Here is a 17,532-nt window from a genome sequence, read left to right as displayed (position 1 = left end):
CAGTTCGAGTGATTTCGCCTTTTTGCGAAATTGTATCGAGAACTCATACAGAATAAAAAGTTCTAGAGTTTTCTAACCTTACAATTTCCCATTCCATTCATTATAAAATTGCTGTAAATAGGTTTCCATAAATTGATGCCTACTTTCAGCAATTTTTTTACCTGAAACTGTATTCATTTTATCTTTTAGCAACAATAGTTTTTCATAAAAATGATTGATAGTTGGTGCAGTAGATTTCTTATATTCGGCTTTTGTCATTGTTAAATTGGGGATAATTTCTGGGTCGTACAAAGCTCTATCTTTAAAACCACCATAATTAAAACAACGAGCAATACCAATAGCGCCAATAGCATCTAACCGATCTGCATCTTGCACAACTTCTAATTCTTTTGATGTAAATTGATTAGAATTATCTTCTAAAGAGTTTTTAAAAGAAACATTTTTAATGATTTTTACAACATGTTTTCCTATTTCTTTAGGAACTTTTTGTGCAATTAAAAACTTGGTTGCAATTTTAGGACCTAAATTTTCATCACCATTATGAAATTTTGGATCTGCAATATCATGTAACAAAGCTGCTAAAGAAACCACAAAAACATCTACTTTTTCTTCTCTTGATATCAGCAAAGCATTTCTAAAAACACGTTCTATATGAAACCAATCATGTCCACCTTCAGCGTCTTTTAATTCTTCTTTTACAAAAGCGATTGTATTTTGGATAATTTGTTCTTGGTTCATGTTATTTTCTGGAAAGTAATTCTTGTTTTATTTTTTTTGCTTCATAAATCATTAAAAAAAGCATTGGTGCAAAAAATAAAGGTAAAAAAGTATGAAAGGATACACCGTTTTCAATGGTAGAAACCACAGCAAAAATAACCATTAACAGAACTATAAACCCTTTAATAACGGCAAACTTCTTTTGATTTTTTAATTTTTTCTCTAATTCTGCTTTTGTGTATGTAGAAAACTGTGAAGCCATATTTTTTCATTTAAATATAAAAAAATCCACGAAGTTAAACGTGGATTTTTAAAGTCCTTTTCTTTGGAAAGGATTTAGGATAGGATTAACAATGCTCGTTATAAGCAGCAGCTAAATTTTGTGCAATCATTTGTGCAGATCTTCCTTCAATGTGATGACGCTCTAACATGTGTACTAAATTACCATCTTTAAACAAAGCAATTGCTGGTGAAGATGGAGGAAAAGGCATCATAAACTCTCTTGCTTTTTGCGTAGATTCTTTTTCTACACCTGCAAAAACAGTTGTTAAATTAGCAGGTACTTTTTCGCCACCTAAAGAAGCAATGGCTCCTGGTCTTGCAGTTCCTGCTGCACAACCACAAACAGAATTTACAACTACTAATGTTGTTCCTTCTTTAGATAGTGCGTTTTCAACATCTTCATTGGTATATAATGCGTCAAAACCAGCGTTTATTAACTCGTCACGCATTGGTTTTACTAATTCTTCTGGATACATAATTCTTAGATTATTTACATTCTTAAAATGCAAATTTAATTAAATTAACTGTAATTCTAAAAATAAACTAAATTCAATATAAATAGTGCTATAAGAATTTATTATTTTAAGGAGTTATTTTAATTCCAATTCAAAAGTTCTTTTTTCGGTAATCACATGGCATTCATCAGCAGTAACAACGATAGGTTCACTTTCAAATGTTTTGTAGTTGTCCGAAGTTACTGTTAAAATGTATGTTCCTCTTCGTTCTCCAGCTCCGTAAAATGCCATATTTGGGTCAGAATTTTCTAAAGTTTCTTGATAACCTTCATCTCTAGCAATTATTTTTACAGCGCCAGTAATTGGGTTTGTAGCACCTTTTTCAGTAACGTTTATTTCTAAACCATGCACAAAAATTTGAGTACATATAATAGGATTGTCATTGTTTTCTTCGCAGTTAGTAAACATTAATATAAAAGTAAAGAGGGTAATTATTTTTATTGATTTCATAGTGTTGCGTTTTTTTTATAAGATGCTTTTTTATCAATTTGGTTGCGTATCAATTTAAAAATTTAATAAAATCTTTTAATCGATAAAAATTTAAAATATCAATCATTTGTTATATTTGAACTCAAATTTATAAAATTTATGGGTAGTTTTTCTAAATGGTTGGGTGCAGGATTGGGTTTTACATTAGGAGGTCCTATTGGTGCTGCAATCGGTTTTGCCATAGGTAGTTTTGTTGATGGTTTTGAAATTGATGATTTTAAACAAGAACAAATAGATTATAATAAAGACAGGCCAACAGGAGGTAGTAGATATACAAGAAGAAATGTAAATACACAATCTGGAGATTTTGAAATGAGCCTACTTGTTTTGGCATCCATAGTTATAAAATCTGATGGAAAAGTAGACAAACGTGAATTGGAGTTTGTACGTTCTCAATTTTTATCAATGTATGGAAAAGAACGTGCAAATAGCGCTTTTAAATTGTTTAAGGGAATGGTTAAAAAAGACATTTCTGCTCGCCAAGTTTGTATTCAGATTAGAGAACACATGTCTCACGCTTCTCGTTTGCAATTAATCCATTTTTTATTCGGAATTGCCAAAGCAGATGAATTTGTAACTGATAAGGAAGTTGACGAAATTCATAAAATTTCAGGTTATTTATACATCAATTCTTACGATTTTGAATCGATAAAAGCCATGTTTTACGATTCGTCAGAAAACGCTTATAAAATTTTAGAGATTGATAAAACTGCCACAAATGATGAGGTAAAAACTTCGTACAGAAAAATGGTCAAAAAATATCATCCAGATAAATTACAAGATTTAGGTGAAGAGCATTTAAAAGGAGCAAAAGAAAAATTTCAAAGCATACAAGATGCTTATGAACAAATAAAAAATGAAAGAGGTTTGTAAATTACATTCATCAACAAAAATAAAAAATGAAAGAGTTTGATGTAGTTGTAATTGGTGGAGGACCTGCAGGAGGACAAACAGCCAGAAGTTTAGCCAAAAAAGGGCATAATGTTTTATTAGTAGAGCGTTATGATAATTTTTCTCTAAATAATTTTTCTAGTGCAGGAATGACTTTAGAGCCTTTAAATGAATTTGATTTGCCAGAATCTGTCATTGGTGCTTATTGGAAAGATTTGGTAATTCAGTGTACAAAAAAAGCCTACACTTGGCAAGGAAAAACGAACAAAGGTGTTGTTTTAAATTTTCAAAAATTACGTGAGTTTTTAGCTGATGAAACAATAAAGTTTGGTGGAAATGTTTGGATGGGACACAAATATTTGTCCAAAGATGTTCAAAAAGAGGTAGTTCTTGTAGAGCTTTTAAATACAGCAACTTCAGAAAATATTACCATAAAAACAAAACTCTTAGTAGATGCAACTGGACCTTTAAGAAAAGTAATGTACGATGCTAAAGAAGAACAGCCAGAAATGGTTTTAGGAAGTGGAACTGAATATGAAATTGAAGTTTCGCAAGAAATTTACGATCAATTTAAAGATAAATTACTTTTTTTCTTGGGTCATAAATGGTCTATAAAAGGGTATTCTTGGATTTTTCCTATGGAAAACAGGATCTTAAAAGTTGGTGCTGGTAAAACACATCTTACCTCATTAAATCAAGAGAAAACCGATAAAACTACAAGGAAAATTACTGAGAAAATTATATCAGAATATGTAAAAGCAACAGACTATAAAATTATCGATAAACATGGTGGAATAATTAGATATAGCAGAGGCTTAAAAGATAAATTTTATCACAATAAAGTAGTAGGAGTTGGAGATGCAGTTTCAGCAATAAATCCTAGAGGAGGAGAAGGAATTCGTTATGCAATGCAAACAGCAGATTTGGCATCAACTTATATTGATAAATATTTAAAAACTGGCGAAGAAAACTTCGAAAATTATAGAAAATATTGGCGAAGAAAAAAGTTGCTAAAATGGAGCTTAAGCGAATTTTCTGGCAGAAGAATGTACAGTAGATATACAGATGCACAAGTAGAAAACAGAGTTAAATTTTTCTACGACAATTTTAATATTGATGAAATGATTGCAAGTCTATTCAATTTTAAATATACCAAACCTTTCACACGCCTTTTTCAGTATAGTTTTATAAAATTATCCTATTTATTTAAAAAGGAGAAGTTTTAAACGGTTAACTTGAATCAGAATTAAAAAATATATTCGGGTAAAGTAAAAAAACAGGAAAACAAGTTTGTGACAGGATTTTTTCATCAGATTTAGTTAGGTCAGAGCTTTACTTTAGTTTTAAGTTACGAATGCACGAATAAAACTGAAAGTTTTTTTAAAATTAGTGAAATCATTTATTTATTTCTACACAAAAATTCGTGCATTTGTGGCTAATTTTTAAGATTATAGACACAAAAAAAGAGTATGATTTTGCTTGTGCATGATTTAATAGAATAAATTCAAAAAATAAAATTCCGTATATTTGAATAAAATCTTAATAATGACAGTTGCTGAAAAATATATCGTTAACACATATTCAAATCTTTTTGATGGACTAACTTCGATTAGTAAAATTGAACTTTTGGAAAAACTTGCAAAATCATTAAAGAAAGACAAAAAAAGCAGAAATACAGATTTTTTTAAATCTTTTGGAGCTTTTGGTTCTGAAAAATCAGCAGAAGATATAGCTAAAGAAATTAAAGAAAGTAGAAATTTTAATCGAGAAGATTTAAAATTTTAATGGTTTATGCAGTATTTATTAGACACTAATACTTGTGTGTTTTTTCTTCGTGGAAAATTGAAGCTTGACGAAATAATAAGAAGCAAAGGAGTTGAAAATTGCTTTATTTCTGAATTAACTGTGTTTGAATTAAAATATGGTGCTGAAAATAGTGAGAATAAAAAAAAATCTCATCAAGCAGTTACTAAATTTATAAATGGTTTATCAGTAATTCCAATTTATGGAGTTGTAGAAAAATATGCTGAAGAAAAAGTTAGATTAAGAAAAAATGGTACACCAATGCATGACGAATTTGATTTAATAATTGGAATAACTGCAATTTTTAACAATCTAACTTTGGTAACTGACAATGTGAAAGATTTTAAATATCTAAATGAACTTAAAATCGAAAACTGGTTCGAAAGAAAGTAAATAGTATTTTATGCGAAAATCTGAAATTAGAAGAAATTAAAAATTATAAATTCTCAAAAAACCTTAAACTTATCCATTTAATTTTAGGCTGATTTAAGTTGGTCTATTTGTAAATTCTTTAAAGAAATTTCTTAATTTCGCATCCTGATTTGAAAAGAGACCAAATGAAAGCGAAATTTCCTGAATATAAAGGACTTGACTTACCAAATGTTGCAGAAGAAATTCTTAATTATTGGCAAGAAAATAACATCTTCGAAAAAAGTGTAACTTCTAGAGAAGGTGCAGAACCTTACATATTTTTTGAAGGACCACCTTCTGCAAACGGATTGCCTGGAGTGCATCATGTTTTAGCGAGAGCTATTAAAGATATTTTTCCTCGTTACAAAACCATGAAAGGTTTTCAAGTAAAAAGAAAAGCGGGTTGGGATACGCATGGTTTGCCAATAGAATTAGGTGTTGAGAAAGAATTAGGAATTACCAAAGAAGATATTGGAACCAAAATTTCTGTAGAAGATTACAATGCAGCTTGTAGAAAAGCTGTGATGAGATATACAGATATTTGGAACGATTTAACTCAAAAAATGGGTTATTGGGTAGATATGGAAGATCCATATATTACCTACGAACCCAAATATATGGAATCTGTTTGGTGGTTACTAAAGCAGATTTACAACAAAAAATTAATCTACAAAGGCTACACAATTCAGCCATATTCTCCAAAAGCAGGAACAGGTTTAAGTTCTCACGAATTGAATCAACCAGGAACGTATCAAGATGTTACTGATACTACTGTTGTTGCACAATTTAAAGCTGTAAATGAAACGTTGCCAGATTTTTTACAGAATTTAGGTGATATCAATTTTATTGCTTGGACTACAACTCCTTGGACTTTACCAAGTAACACAGCTTTAACTGTTGGTCCAAAAATCGAGTATGTTTTAGTAGATACTTTTAATCAATATACATTTGAGCCTGTAAAAGTAATTTTAGCTAAAAACTTAGTTGGAAAACAATTTGGAGGAAAAAATGCATTTCAAGTTGATTCATCAGAGGAATTAAAAGCATACAAATCTGGAGATAAGAAAATTCCTTTTTATGTTGTAAAAGAATTTATTGGTAAAGATTTAGTCAATATTAAATACGAACCAATATTAGATTATGATTTAGATTTTACCAATAAACAAGATGCTTTTAGAATAATTCTAGGAGATTTTGTGACGACTGAAGATGGAACAGGAATCGTGCATACTTCACCAACTTTTGGAGCAGATGATGCTTTGGTTGCCAAACAAGCGAGTCCAGAAATTCCAGCTTTGCTGATTAAAGATGAGAATGATAATTTAGTTCCTTTGGTTGATTTACAAGGAAAATTTAGAAAAGAAATAAAAGATGATGTTTATGGTTTTGCAAGCGAGTACGTAAAATCTGAATATTTAACTGAGCAAGATCTTGAAGTTGAATTAAAAGTTCAACAAGAAAAATTAAAAGACGTTTTAAAAGATCAAAAACAATATTTATCTGTTGATGAACGATTGGGTTTAAAACTTAAAAACGAAAACAAAGCGTTTAAAGTAGAAAAATACAAGCACAGTTACCCAAATTGTTGGAGAACAGACAAGCCGATTTTATATTATCCATTAGATTCTTGGTTTATAAAAGTTACGGATGTAAAAGATAGAATGCACGACTTGAACAAAACCATTAACTGGAAACCTGAATCTACAGGAACTGGACGTTTTGGAAACTGGTTAGCAAATGCAAACGACTGGAATTTATCTAGATCTAGATATTGGGGAATTCCATTGCCAATTTGGCGAACAGAAGATGGTAAAGAAGAAATCTGTATTGGTTCTGTTGAAGAATTAAAAGGAGAAATGGCCAAAGCTGTACAAGCTGGAGTTTTATCAAAAGATATTTTTGAAGATTTCGAAATCGGAAATATGTCTGATGAAAACTATGCAAAAATAGATTTACATAAAAATATTGTTGATGAAATTACCTTAGTCTCATCAACAGGAAAACCAATGAAACGTGAAAGCGATTTAATTGATGTTTGGTTCGATTCTGGTTCTATGCCTTATGCTCAGTGGCATTACCCTTTTCAAAATAAAGAATTGGTAGATACTACTTGGCGAAAAGCAGATTTTATTGCAGAAGGAGTAGATCAAACACGTGGTTGGTTCTATACTTTGCACGCAATTGCAACCATGATTTTTGATGATGTTGCCTATAAAAATGTAGTTTCAAACGGTTTGGTTTTAGACAAAAACGGACATAAAATGTCTAAACGTCTTGGAAATGCAGCAGATCCGTTTACAACTTTAGGAACTTATGGAGCAGATGCTACAAGATGGTATATGATTTCAAACGCCAATCCTTGGGACAATTTAAAGTTTGATTTAGAAGGAATTGAAGAGGTAAAACGTAAGTTTTTTGGAACGCTATATAACACCTATTCTTTCTTTAGTTTATACACAAATATTGATGGTTTTGCTTACAAAGAACCAGACATCGCTTTAAATGAAAGACCAGAATTAGACAGATGGATTTTATCTGAATTGCATACATTAATTGAAAATGTTGATAAATTTTACGCAGATTACGAACCAACAAGAGCTGCAAGAGCAATTTCTGATTTTACACAAGAGTATTTAAGTAATTGGTATGTTCGTTTAAGTAGAAGACGTTTTTGGAAAGGAACGTACGAAACTGATAAAATTTCTGCCTACCAAACTTTATATACATGTATGGTTACTGTTGCTAAATTGGCGAGCCCAATTGCACCATTTTTCATGGACAAATTGTATCAAGATTTGAATTCTGTAACCAATAAAGAAACATTAGAAAGTATTCACTTGTCAGATTTCCCTGTTTTTGATGCTGCTTATGTTGATAAATCTTTAGAGCGTAAAATGGAAAACGCGCAAAAAATATCATCTTTGGTTTTATCCTTAAGAGCAAAAGAAAAGATAAAAGTGCGTCAGCCATTGCAAAAAATTATGATTCCTGTTGATAATCAACAACAAAAAGAGGAAATTTTAGCAGTTGCAGATTTAATTAAACACGAGGTTAATATCAAGGAAATCCAGTTGATGGAAGATGCTTCAGATATTTTAATCAAACATATTAAACCGAATTTCAAGACTTTAGGGCCAAAATTCGGAAAAGACATGCGTTTTGTGGCAGCAGAAGTTAAAAACTTTACGCAAGAAGATATTAACAAAATAGAGAAAGATAAAAACATTTCTATTGAAATTAATGGGAAAAATATTATTTTAGACCTTTCAGATGTAGAGATAACCTCTAAAGATATAGAAGGTTGGTTGGTTGCAAATGATGGCGCTTTAACAGTGGCTTTAGATGTTACAATTACTGAAGAATTGCATAAAGAAGGTGTTGCTAGAGAATTGGTAAATAGAATTCAAAATGCACGTAAAGACACAGGTTTAGAAGTTACTGATAAAATTAAGTTAACGGTTTTAAATTTTGAGAATTTACAAAGTTCTATCAACGAGAATAAAGAGTATATAATGAGTGAAACATTAACAAAAGAATTGGTTTTTGTTGATGAATTAAGCAATGGTTCAGAAATTGAATTCGACACCATTAAAAGTAAAATATTAATCGAAAAAATTTAGAAAAATGTCTGACGTTAAAGTAAAATATTCAGAGGAGGATTTGAAAGAATTCAAAGAAATCATTCAGAAAAAAATAGCAAGAGCAAACGAAGATTTGGCTTTATTAGAAGCTGCTTATAAAAATGATTCAGATAATGGTACCAATGACACATCATCATCTTTTAAATCTTTTGATGAAGGTTCTGAAGTAATGAACAAAGAAGCAAATGTGCAATTGGCAATAAGACAAGAAAAGTTTATTAGAGATCTTAAAAATGCTTTGTTACGTATAGAAAATAAAACGTATGGTGTTTGCAGAGTTACTGGTAAATTAATACAAAAAGAACGTTTAAAATTAGTGCCTCATGCAACTTTGAGTATCGAAGCTAAAAGAGCACAATAACCAAATCATTAAATTTTTTTAAGCTTCTTTTTTAAGAAGCTTTTTTTATGAAACATATTTTACAACTACTTTTATTGTTGTTTTTTTCTGTGAGTTTTTCACAGAAAAAAGTGGTGAAAAAACTGCAAACTTTTGCAGATGAAATTACAATTTATACAGCTGGGTTAGATAATTTAGTACTTGAAAACTCAACATCTGAGTTTATAGAAGTAACTTTATTTGCAGAAAGTTATGATGATCAATTGATAAAAATCGAAGAAAAAAATAAAGAATTATTTATAAAATTTGATTTTGAAGGCACCCAAACAAGAGAAGTTGTTTTTAGAAAATTTATTACAAAAAGATTGCAAAGAGCCAATGCTGTTGTAAAAATTCCAAAAGGTAAAAAAGTATTTATTTTTGGCGAAAATGTAGATATTGAATCTAAAAGTCATCAAAACGAATTGGCAATTTACATAGAAAATGGCATTGTGAAATTAAATGAAATAAAAGCAAAAACTACTTTAAAATTGTATTCAGGGAATGTGTATGCTTCAGTTAAAAACACAAATTTAGACATCAATTCTAAAGATGGTAAAATTGAGGTTGATGAGGTTTTGTATGAAAAAACACTTCAAAAGAAATTGTTAGAAAATACCAAAGATTTTTCAGTAACAAGCTTAAAAGCTAATATTTTCTTAACAGATAAATAAACACAATAATATTGTTATTTTTGTGAATTCAAAATAAAAAAAATGTCAAAAAAGAATATCGCAATTCTTACAATTTTAATAGCTATTATTTTAGACCAAGTTTTAAAGGTTTATATAAAAACTACCTACGCTTTAAATGGTGGATTTGAAATTTTTAGTTGGTTTCAAATTCATTTTGTAGAAAATAATGGAATGGCTATGGGCTTTGAATTTGGTGGAGAAATAGGAAAACTTTTTTTAACCTTATTTAGAATTGTTGCTGTTTTTGCGATTGTATATTGGTTAATTGGCAATATAAAACGAAAAGTACACAATGCTGTAATTGTGGGAATCGCACTTATTTTTGCAGGTGCTGTAGGTAATATTATCGATTCTGTTTTTTACGGAGTTATTTTCGATTCTTCAAATAATAATGTTGCTACTCTTTTTGCAGATGAACCTTATGGAACACTTTTTCATGGTAAAGTTGTAGATATGTTTTACTTTCCTTTTATAAAAGACGCTATTTTACCAGAATGGATTCCTTTTGTTGGTGGAGATTCGTTCACATTTTTTCAGTATATTTTTAATCCTGCAGATGCTTATATTTCTGTTGGTGTAGCTTTATTATTTGTTTTTAGCAAGCAAGCTTTTCCTAAAGAAGAGAAAGAGAATAAAGAAATTACGGCTTAGTTTTTATATACTTTCGTACGTTTCTACAGTTATATCTGCAATAACATCACCAGTATGTTTTATGGAAAGTGGTTCAAATAATAAGATATACACTTCTTCTTTTGCAATTGGTTTGTGTTCCACACCTTTTGGAACAATATAAAATTCACCTTCTTTTAGGGTGATGGTTTTGTCTCGTAATTCTATTTCTAGAACTCCTTTGATGACCATAAAAAGTTCGTCTTCAAATTCGTGTTTATGAAAAACGAATTCGCCTTTTACTTTTGCCAATAAAATTTGTTGTCCATTTAATTCGCCCACCTTTTTTGGAGACCATAAATCGGAAAATAGTTTTAATTTTTCTTGAATATTGATTACGCTCATAAAGCAAATTTACAAAAACTAAGTTTGCGTTACAGATTGAAACGACATCCTTTTTGCTTTTCGCAAAAAGATATAGTGGAAAGCTGGGCATTTCTTTTTCAGAAATGAACGCCCAAAAATATATCAATTGTTATATGTTTAGATATATTATTGATTAAATTTGCAGCTAGATTCCGAAATAAATTCGGAATGACAATTTATGGATTTCCGTTTTAAACGGAAGCAAATTTATAATTTACAATGTATAGAAGTCATTCTTGTGGAGAGTTAAGAGCAGCGCATATAAATACAGAGGTTACCTTGGCTGGTTGGGTGCAAAAAAGCAGAGATAAAGGGTTTATGGTTTGGGTAGATTTGCGAGACAGATATGGAATTACGCAGTTAATTTTTGATGAAGAGCGCACACCAACAGCAATGATGGAAAAAGCAAAATCTTTGGGAAGAGAATTTGTAATTCAAGTTACAGGAACTGTAATTGAGCGTGAATCTAAAAATAATAATATTGCTACAGGAGCAGTTGAAGTGTTGGTTTCTAAATTAGAGATTTTAAACGCCTCAAAAATTCCTCCTTTTACAATTGAAGATAAAACTGATGGTGGAGAAGACATCAGAATGAAATACAGATACTTAGATATTAGAAGAAACCCTGTTAAAGACAGTTTAATGTTTCGTCATAAAGTAGCCATGGAAGTTCGTAAATACTTGTCTGACCAAGAATTTATAGAAGTTGAAACTCCGTATTTAATTAAATCTACCCCAGAAGGAGCACGTGATTTTGTGGTGCCAAGTAGAATGAATGAAGGGCAATTTTATGCATTGCCTCAATCTCCTCAAACATTCAAACAGCTATTAATGGTTGGTGGAATGGATAAATATTTTCAGATTGTAAAATGTTTTAGAGATGAAGATTTACGTGCAGACAGACAGCCAGAATTTACACAAATTGACTGTGAAATGGCGTTTGTGGAGCAAGAAGATATCTTAAATATTTTTGAAGGATTAACCAGACATTTATTAAAAGAAGTAAATAATGTTGAGGTAGAGAAATTCCCGAGAATGTTGTATGATGATGCCATGCGTTTGTATGGAAATGACAAACCAGACATTCGTTTCGGAATGGAGTTTGGCGATTTAAATGCAGTTACTCAACACAAAGATTTTGGTGTTTTTAATTCGGCTGAATTAGTAATCGGAATAGCAGTTCCTGGTGGAAATACATACACAAGAAAAGAAATTGATGCGATGATAAATTGGGTAAAAAGACCACAAGTTGGTGCTTTAGGCATGATTTACGCAAGAGTAAATGAAGATGGAACTTTCAAATCTTCTGTAGATAAATTTTACGATCAAGAAGATTTAGCAAAATGGGCTGAAATTACAGGTGCAAAACCTGGAGATTTAGTGTGTGTTTTATCTGGTGAAACCAATAAAGTAAGAGCACAAATGTCTGCGTTAAGAATGGAATTAGCAACACGTTTAGGATTGAGAGATCCAAAAGTATTTGCTCCTCTTTGGGTAATTGATTTTCCTCTTTTAGAATTAGATGAAGAAACTGGTCATTATCATGCAATGCACCATCCATTTACATCGCCAAAACCTGGACAAATGGAATTGTTAGATTCAGATCCTGGAGCTGTAAAAGCAAATGCGTACGATTTAGTGTTGAATGGAAACGAAATTGGTGGAGGTTCTATAAGAATTCACGATAAAAAAATGCAAGCAACTATGTTAAAGCATTTAGGTTTTTCTGAAGAAGATGCCAAAGCACAATTTGGTTTCTTAATGGATGCTTTTGAGTATGGTGCTCCACCTCATGGAGGTTTGGCTTTTGGTTTAGATAGATTGGTTGCCATTCTTGGTGGTCAAGAAACCATTCGTGATTTTATTGCGTTCCCAAAAAACAATTCTGGTAGAGATGTGATGATTGATGCTCCTGCTTTTATTGATAATGAGCAATTAAAAGAGCTGAGTTTAAAGTTGGATATTCAAGAATAAATTTAAATCCTGCTTTTTGTGGGATTTTTTTTAATACAATTATCAAAAAGTCCAATAAAACTTTCTTTACTTATTTACTTTTTTCGTAATTTAGAGGATAAAAAATTATTTTTTCTGAAAACGGATTTTTATAAAAATGAATAATCAAATAATTGATAATCTTGATATTATAAACTTTGCTAAAAATAGCAAAGAATTTGATATTGAGTTATTTGACGAAAAAAAATACGGACTTATAAAAGTTTATGGAAATGAAAATCAACCAGCTTTATTCTTAAAAGAGGTTGAAGTTTTCGATAAAGAAACTTTAAAAATTATTTCTGAAATTCAGCATATCTGTTGGAATTTTCAAAAAGTATTGTTTTTATATGTGTATTCTAAAACAGAAATTAGAATTTATAACTGTTCAGAAAAACCAGTTATTTTTAATGAAAATCATAATAGTTTTAAAGCTGAACTAAAAAAGTTAGAAGTACTATCTTGCAAAGAAACTGATACATCTAAATTAAAAACACTAAATACACTATTTTCTAGAATTGCTATTGATACAGGTTTTATTTGGTCAGCAACTGTAAACGAAGCAAAAGAAATTAGAGATAAATTAAAGCTTCAAAATAGAGTAGATAAATATCTTATTTCAAGTTTAAAAAATGTTTCAGAGAAGTTAAAAAAAGAAGGTTTAGAGGACAAAGACATAATTCATAAATTAGTAATGCGTTCTTTATTTTTACTTTATTTAGAAGATAAAGAAGCCACTACAAAAGAATTTTATAAACAATTTTCTGAAAATGCTAAAACGTATTTTGATATTTTAAAAAATATTGATGTTACTTATAATTTATATAAAAGATTAGCAGATGATTTTAATGGTAGTTTATTTACAATAGATGAAAATGAAAAAAATGTTGTAAAATCGAGTCATTTAGAATTAATAAAAAAATGCTTTACTGCTGGTTATGAGGATACTAATCAAACTGAATTATATCCAAATTGGAGATTATTTGATTTTAAAATTATTAGAATTGAATTATTAAGTGAAATTTACGAGAATTTTTTATCAGAATTAGACAAAAAAGATTCTGGCACCTATTATACACCACCATCTTTAGTAGAGCTGATTTTAAATGAAAAATTACCAATTAACAGCAATGATTTAGACTATAAAGTAAAAACATTGGATCCAAGTTGCGGTTCTGGAATTTTTTTGGTGCAAGCTTTTAAAAGATTAGTAAAACGTTATGAAAAACAGCATAGTACAAAACTTACTGATTTTAATATTTTAGTTGAAATTCTAAAGAATAATATTTTTGGAATTGAAATAGATAAAAAATCTATAAAAGTTGCAGCTTTTAGTTTGTATCTTGCTTTGTTAGATAATTTAGACCCCAAAACAAGTTGGTGGAATGGAAATGTAAGATTTCCAAACCTAATAAATGATTCAAAAGATGAAACAATTAAAAAACAAGGTAATAATCTTTTTAGATTAGACACAATTTCTAATTTTGAAATCGAGCAATTACAAGATTTTCAATTGATTGTCGGAAATCCGCCATTTGGAACTAAAAACTTATTACCATCTATAAAAAAATATTGTGATAGTAATAATTTTGCAAAAGAAATGGTTTTACCATTTATGCATAAAGCAACTCTTTTAGCTCCAAAAGGAAAAATTGCTTTAATTTTTAATACTAAAGTTTTAACCAACACAGGAGGTACTTATCAAAATTTTAGGCAATGGTTATTTAATGATAATTATGTTGAAAAAATTTATAATTTTTCTATTTTAAGAAAAGCACCTAAAAATTCTGGCGGACAACTTTTTGCTTCAGCTGTTGAACCTATTTGTGTTATTTTTTATCAAAAAGAAAAAAAAACCGACAAATCTGATAATATTATTTATTATTCACCCAAAACATATATAAAAAATGATGTTTTAGAAGGTATTATAATTGACGCTTCTGATGAAATACATTTACCAAGGATAGAATGTAAAAAGAAAGATTCTAAAATTTGGAAGGTTGCAATGTGGGGAAGTTATTTCGATTTTGAATTAATTAAAAAATTTGAATCAAATACTTTAAAAAAACACTTCAAAGAAAATAAAAATAAATGGTTTAAAGGAACAGGTTTACACGTTCCATCAAAAGGCTATACCAATAAATTAAACTTAATTACCCCAAAAGAAACTATTAATACTAGTAAAATATCTAGATATTTAGTTCAAAAATCTAATATTCAAATAAATCTAACAGAATATCTTAAAATAGACGAAAAATTGTCAAAAGCTCCTTTTTTGATAGTAAAAAAAGGAATTACTAAAGGAAAAATATTCGCTTCTCTTGTTGATTTTGACACGTATTTTTTAAATAGAGTTTATGGAATTAAGGCAGATAATTTAGATTCTTTAAAAATTTTATTACTTTTTTTTAATTCGACTTTCTCTAGATACTTTCAGTTTAATTTTTCATCAGCTTGGGGTTTAAAATATGATGACATATTAGATAATGAGTTATATTCTCTTCCAAACATTTTCAATCTTTTGGATGATAAAATGAAAAAAGAGTTGTTAGTTCTTTCAAATAAAATTTTATTCAAACAATCTCAAGTAGATAATGATGTAACTATATTGGAAAATGAAGTTGATGAAATTATTTATAATGATGTTTTAAAATTATCTGATAAAGAAAAGATTATAATAAAAGATACACTTGATTTTGGATTAGATTTATTTATAAGACAGAAAAATTCTGATGCTCTAAAACCCGTAATAAAAAGCAATCATTATTACAACAGATTATCAACAGAATTAAACAATTGGTTAGATGATGTTTCTTTGAAAGCTTCTGTTACTTATTATAATATTCCATCTAATTGTCCTTTATATTTAATTAAAATTTCATTTGGTTCAGCATATAAAAAAACAATACTTTCAAAAGAAAATATTTATGAAGAATTAAAGATTCTAGATAAAAAACTTTGGAAAGAAGAAGCGCAAAATCTATATTTTAGAAAAAAAGTAAATTATTATGATGGAGATGATGTTTACATTATAAAACCAAATCAAAGAAGATTTTGGAGCGAAACTGCTGCTATGGAAGATAGTCAAACACTGTTAGCAGAAATTCTTAATATGAAAGAATAATGGCAGGAATTTTATCTTCTTCTATTTTTCTGCCGTTTCAAAATAAATTTGAAATTAGATGTGTAACTTTATTTACAGAAGCTTACTATACATCAATTCACAATCAAGTTATTGCATTAGATTTTGATGAAAATGATATAACTGCAATCCTTCATAATTATGTTGATGAAAATCCGAAAAGAATAAACTGGAGGATTTCATCCAATGTTGAAAATTTCAATTTTGATAAAAATATTATCCCTTATAAAGGATTTGCGGCTAAACTTTCGAGAATTGATATGCGACTAACAAATATTTCTTGGCTTAAAAATGAATATACTTATTACATTGAAGCAAAAAATTTAAAATCAAATAATTCAGGATTAAAAAGAAGATATATAGATACTGGAATTGATAATTTTTTACCTGGAGGTAAATATCATGAATGTGAAGGAATTTTAGTAGGTTATATTTTAGAAGGAAAGGCTAATGAATGTGTTGATGGTATTAATAAACTTTTAAAGAAAGACGAAAGAGAGTCAGAGATTATATTTCAAAAGAAAGATATTAATTATCAATCTAATCATTCAGAAAAAAGTCTAAATCATCTATTTTTTAATTTCACAAACTAAATATTATGAACAAAATAGAAGCTAAAGTTTTGGAGGCAATTGAAAGTAATAAACTAAATCCTGAAATTTTAGGAGAAAGAAACTGGTATAATTATTTTATTAGAATTACAGAATTAGTTTGGAGCAGAAATTTTTTTGATGGATATTTAGTTGAAGTTTATAATAAAGATGAAAAGCACTTGTGCACAATTAAAGTTTAACTAAAATCTCGTGAAAACGAGATTTTTTAATATTTAAAAATGAAAAAAATAATTACACTTCTAATCTTTTTCACCTCTATAATTTCATTTTCCCAAGAAATTACAGGAGACGAATTACTAAAAAAAGCAATTCAATTTCATGATCCAAATGGAAATTGGGAAACCTTTAAAGGAGAACTTTTTGTAACTATGGAAACTCCTAAAAATGGAGATAGAGTTAGTAAAATTAATATTGATTTACCAAAACAATATTTTTCTGTTTCTGCTAAAAGAGATACTGTTATAACATCATATATTATTGATAAAGATGTGGCTAGCTTTTCTTTTAATGGTGATAAAAATCCATCAGAAGCAATTAAAAAGAAATATAGTTTAACTGATGATCGTGCTAATATGTATAAAAATTACTACACTTATTTATATGGTTTGCCAATGAAATTAAAAGATGAAGGCACAGTAATTCATCAAAATGTAGAAAGAAAAACGTTTAAAGGAAAAGAATATTTGGTTTTAAAAGCAACCTATAATCAAGAAGTTGGTAAAGATACTTGGTTCTTTTATTTTGATCCAAAAACGTTTGCAATGGAAATTTATCAATTCTTTAAAGAGGAAAAAGAAAGTGGAGAATATATTTTATTATCAGAATTAGAAACGATTAATGAAGTGAAAATGCCAAAAATTAGAGCTTGGTACTATAATAAAGATGATCATTATTTAGGAACAGATATTTTATCAACAAAAAAATAA

The 17,532-nt window shown here is 29.0% G+C and carries 18 protein-coding genes; 13 read left to right on the top strand and 5 right to left on the bottom strand.

The annotated features are described in order from the left end of the window. Nucleotides 1-78: 78 nt before the first annotated feature. The 4 genes from P161_RS0104970 to P161_RS0104955 form a co-directional block, all read right to left on the bottom strand. Nucleotides 79-738 (bottom strand): HD domain-containing protein, encoded by a 660-nt coding sequence (locus P161_RS0104970; protein ID WP_026775947.1) that lies wholly within the window; start codon nucleotides 736-738, stop codon nucleotides 79-81. Nucleotide 739: 1 nt separating this feature from the next. Beyond that, on the bottom strand, nucleotides 740-979 hold the full coding sequence (locus tag P161_RS0104965) for a hypothetical protein (RefSeq protein WP_026775946.1): 240 nt from the start codon (nucleotides 977-979) through the stop codon (nucleotides 740-742). Between the two features lie 85 nt (nucleotides 980-1,064). Then, a complete protein-coding gene (locus tag P161_RS0104960) occupies nucleotides 1,065-1,475 on the bottom strand; it encodes a BrxA/BrxB family bacilliredoxin (protein ID WP_026775945.1) in 411 nt (136 codons plus the stop codon). A 114-nt stretch (nucleotides 1,476-1,589) separates the two neighbouring features. Further along, the gene (locus tag P161_RS0104955) at nucleotides 1,590-1,964 is read right to left on the bottom strand and encodes a hypothetical protein (protein ID WP_155810421.1); all 375 of its coding nucleotides are present in this window, start codon (nucleotides 1,962-1,964) and stop codon (nucleotides 1,590-1,592) included. 138 nt (nucleotides 1,965-2,102) lie between these two features. Between P161_RS0104955 and P161_RS0104950 the strand changes: the two genes are divergently transcribed. The 8 genes from P161_RS0104950 to P161_RS0104915 all read left to right on the top strand — a co-directional run bounded on the left by P161_RS0104950 (nucleotide 2,103) and on the right by P161_RS0104915 (nucleotide 10,474). After that, nucleotides 2,103-2,876 (top strand): TerB family tellurite resistance protein, encoded by a 774-nt coding sequence (locus P161_RS0104950; protein WP_026775943.1) that lies wholly within the window; start codon nucleotides 2,103-2,105, stop codon nucleotides 2,874-2,876. Nucleotides 2,877-2,902: 26 nt separating this feature from the next. After that, a complete protein-coding gene (locus P161_RS18065; protein ID WP_051605667.1) occupies nucleotides 2,903-4,120 on the top strand; it encodes an NAD(P)/FAD-dependent oxidoreductase in 1,218 nt (405 codons plus the stop codon). Between the two features lie 301 nt (nucleotides 4,121-4,421). Beyond that, nucleotides 4,422-4,679 (top strand): hypothetical protein, encoded by a 258-nt coding sequence (locus tag P161_RS0104940; protein WP_231494701.1) that lies wholly within the window; start codon nucleotides 4,422-4,424, stop codon nucleotides 4,677-4,679. Nucleotides 4,680-4,685: 6 nt separating this feature from the next. Next, nucleotides 4,686-5,090 carry a PIN domain-containing protein gene (locus P161_RS0104935; RefSeq protein WP_026775941.1) on the top strand — a complete coding sequence of 135 codons (405 nt, stop codon included), beginning with the start codon at nucleotides 4,686-4,688 and terminating at the stop codon, nucleotides 5,088-5,090. A 164-nt stretch (nucleotides 5,091-5,254) separates the two neighbouring features. Further along, the gene (gene ileS, locus P161_RS0104930) at nucleotides 5,255-8,728 is read left to right on the top strand and encodes an isoleucine--tRNA ligase (RefSeq protein ID WP_026775940.1); all 3,474 of its coding nucleotides are present in this window, start codon (nucleotides 5,255-5,257) and stop codon (nucleotides 8,726-8,728) included. Between the two features lie 4 nt (nucleotides 8,729-8,732). Further along, entirely contained in the window at nucleotides 8,733-9,110 is a 378-nt protein-coding gene (locus P161_RS0104925; protein WP_026775939.1) for a TraR/DksA C4-type zinc finger protein, read from the top strand. A 47-nt stretch (nucleotides 9,111-9,157) separates the two neighbouring features. Beyond that, nucleotides 9,158-9,802 (top strand): hypothetical protein, encoded by a 645-nt coding sequence (locus P161_RS0104920; protein WP_026775938.1) that lies wholly within the window; start codon nucleotides 9,158-9,160, stop codon nucleotides 9,800-9,802. Between the two features lie 42 nt (nucleotides 9,803-9,844). Next, a complete protein-coding gene (locus P161_RS0104915) occupies nucleotides 9,845-10,474 on the top strand; it encodes a lipoprotein signal peptidase (protein ID WP_026775937.1) in 630 nt (209 codons plus the stop codon). Between the two features lie 3 nt (nucleotides 10,475-10,477). Here P161_RS0104915 and P161_RS0104910 read toward each other — a convergent pair whose 3' ends face one another. Beyond that, the gene (locus tag P161_RS0104910; protein WP_026775936.1) at nucleotides 10,478-10,837 is read right to left on the bottom strand and encodes a cupin domain-containing protein; all 360 of its coding nucleotides are present in this window, start codon (nucleotides 10,835-10,837) and stop codon (nucleotides 10,478-10,480) included. Between the two features lie 240 nt (nucleotides 10,838-11,077). Here P161_RS0104910 and aspS point away from each other — a divergent pair, with 240 nt between their 5' ends. The 5 genes from aspS (at nucleotide 11,078) to P161_RS0104885 (ending at nucleotide 17,532) form a co-directional block, all read left to right on the top strand. Then, nucleotides 11,078-12,832, top strand: a complete 1,755-nt coding sequence (aspS, locus tag P161_RS0104905) for an aspartate--tRNA ligase (protein WP_026775935.1) — start codon at nucleotides 11,078-11,080, stop codon at nucleotides 12,830-12,832. Between the two features lie 136 nt (nucleotides 12,833-12,968). Beyond that, complete coding sequence (locus P161_RS0104900) at nucleotides 12,969-15,974, top strand: class I SAM-dependent DNA methyltransferase (RefSeq protein WP_026775934.1); 3,006 nt, start codon at nucleotides 12,969-12,971, stop codon at nucleotides 15,972-15,974. Beyond that, nucleotides 15,974-16,585, top strand: a complete 612-nt coding sequence (locus P161_RS0104895; protein ID WP_026775933.1) for a hypothetical protein — start codon at nucleotides 15,974-15,976, stop codon at nucleotides 16,583-16,585. Before P161_RS0104900 ends, P161_RS0104895 begins: the two co-directional genes overlap by 1 nt. Before the next feature lie 5 nt (nucleotides 16,586-16,590). Continuing rightward, a complete protein-coding gene (locus P161_RS0104890) occupies nucleotides 16,591-16,785 on the top strand; it encodes a hypothetical protein (protein WP_026775932.1) in 195 nt (64 codons plus the stop codon). A gap of 39 nt (nucleotides 16,786-16,824) precedes the next feature. Beyond that, a complete protein-coding gene (locus tag P161_RS0104885) occupies nucleotides 16,825-17,532 on the top strand; it encodes a DUF6503 family protein (protein WP_026775931.1) in 708 nt (235 codons plus the stop codon).

It is taken from the genome of Polaribacter sp. Hel_I_88 (assembly GCF_000687935.1).
GTDB lineage: Bacteria > Bacteroidota > Bacteroidia > Flavobacteriales > Flavobacteriaceae > Polaribacter.
Note: the sequence above shows the minus strand (reverse complement) of the source record. Positions and strands in the feature narration are given on the sequence as shown.

Excerpts from the sequence above, each read along its gene's own strand:
- P161_RS0104970 (WP_026775947.1), bottom strand. The coding sequence starts at position 738 with ATGAACCAAGAACAAATTATCCAAAATACAATCGCTTTTGTAAAAGAA.
- P161_RS0104965 (WP_026775946.1), bottom strand. The coding sequence starts at position 979 with ATGGCTTCACAGTTTTCTACATACACAAAAGCAGAATTAGAGAAAAAA.
- P161_RS0104960 (WP_026775945.1), bottom strand. The coding sequence starts at position 1,475 with ATGTATCCAGAAGAATTAGTAAAACCAATGCGTGACGAGTTAATAAAC.
- P161_RS0104955 (WP_155810421.1), bottom strand. The coding sequence starts at position 1,964 with ATGAAATCAATAAAAATAATTACCCTCTTTACTTTTATATTAATGTTT.
- P161_RS0104950 (WP_026775943.1), top strand. The coding sequence starts at position 2,103 with ATGGGTAGTTTTTCTAAATGGTTGGGTGCAGGATTGGGTTTTACATTA.
- P161_RS18065 (WP_051605667.1), top strand. The coding sequence starts at position 2,903 with ATGAAAGAGTTTGATGTAGTTGTAATTGGTGGAGGACCTGCAGGAGGA.
- P161_RS0104935 (WP_026775941.1), top strand. The coding sequence starts at position 4,686 with ATGCAGTATTTATTAGACACTAATACTTGTGTGTTTTTTCTTCGTGGA.
- ileS (WP_026775940.1), top strand. The coding sequence starts at position 5,255 with ATGAAAGCGAAATTTCCTGAATATAAAGGACTTGACTTACCAAATGTT.
- P161_RS0104925 (WP_026775939.1), top strand. The coding sequence starts at position 8,733 with ATGTCTGACGTTAAAGTAAAATATTCAGAGGAGGATTTGAAAGAATTC.
- P161_RS0104920 (WP_026775938.1), top strand. The coding sequence starts at position 9,158 with ATGAAACATATTTTACAACTACTTTTATTGTTGTTTTTTTCTGTGAGT.
- P161_RS0104915 (WP_026775937.1), top strand. The coding sequence starts at position 9,845 with ATGTCAAAAAAGAATATCGCAATTCTTACAATTTTAATAGCTATTATT.
- P161_RS0104910 (WP_026775936.1), bottom strand. The coding sequence starts at position 10,837 with ATGAGCGTAATCAATATTCAAGAAAAATTAAAACTATTTTCCGATTTA.
- aspS (WP_026775935.1), top strand. The coding sequence starts at position 11,078 with ATGTATAGAAGTCATTCTTGTGGAGAGTTAAGAGCAGCGCATATAAAT.
- P161_RS0104900 (WP_026775934.1), top strand. The coding sequence starts at position 12,969 with ATGAATAATCAAATAATTGATAATCTTGATATTATAAACTTTGCTAAA.
- P161_RS0104895 (WP_026775933.1), top strand. The coding sequence starts at position 15,974 with ATGGCAGGAATTTTATCTTCTTCTATTTTTCTGCCGTTTCAAAATAAA.
- P161_RS0104890 (WP_026775932.1), top strand. The coding sequence starts at position 16,591 with ATGAACAAAATAGAAGCTAAAGTTTTGGAGGCAATTGAAAGTAATAAA.
- P161_RS0104885 (WP_026775931.1), top strand. The coding sequence starts at position 16,825 with ATGAAAAAAATAATTACACTTCTAATCTTTTTCACCTCTATAATTTCA.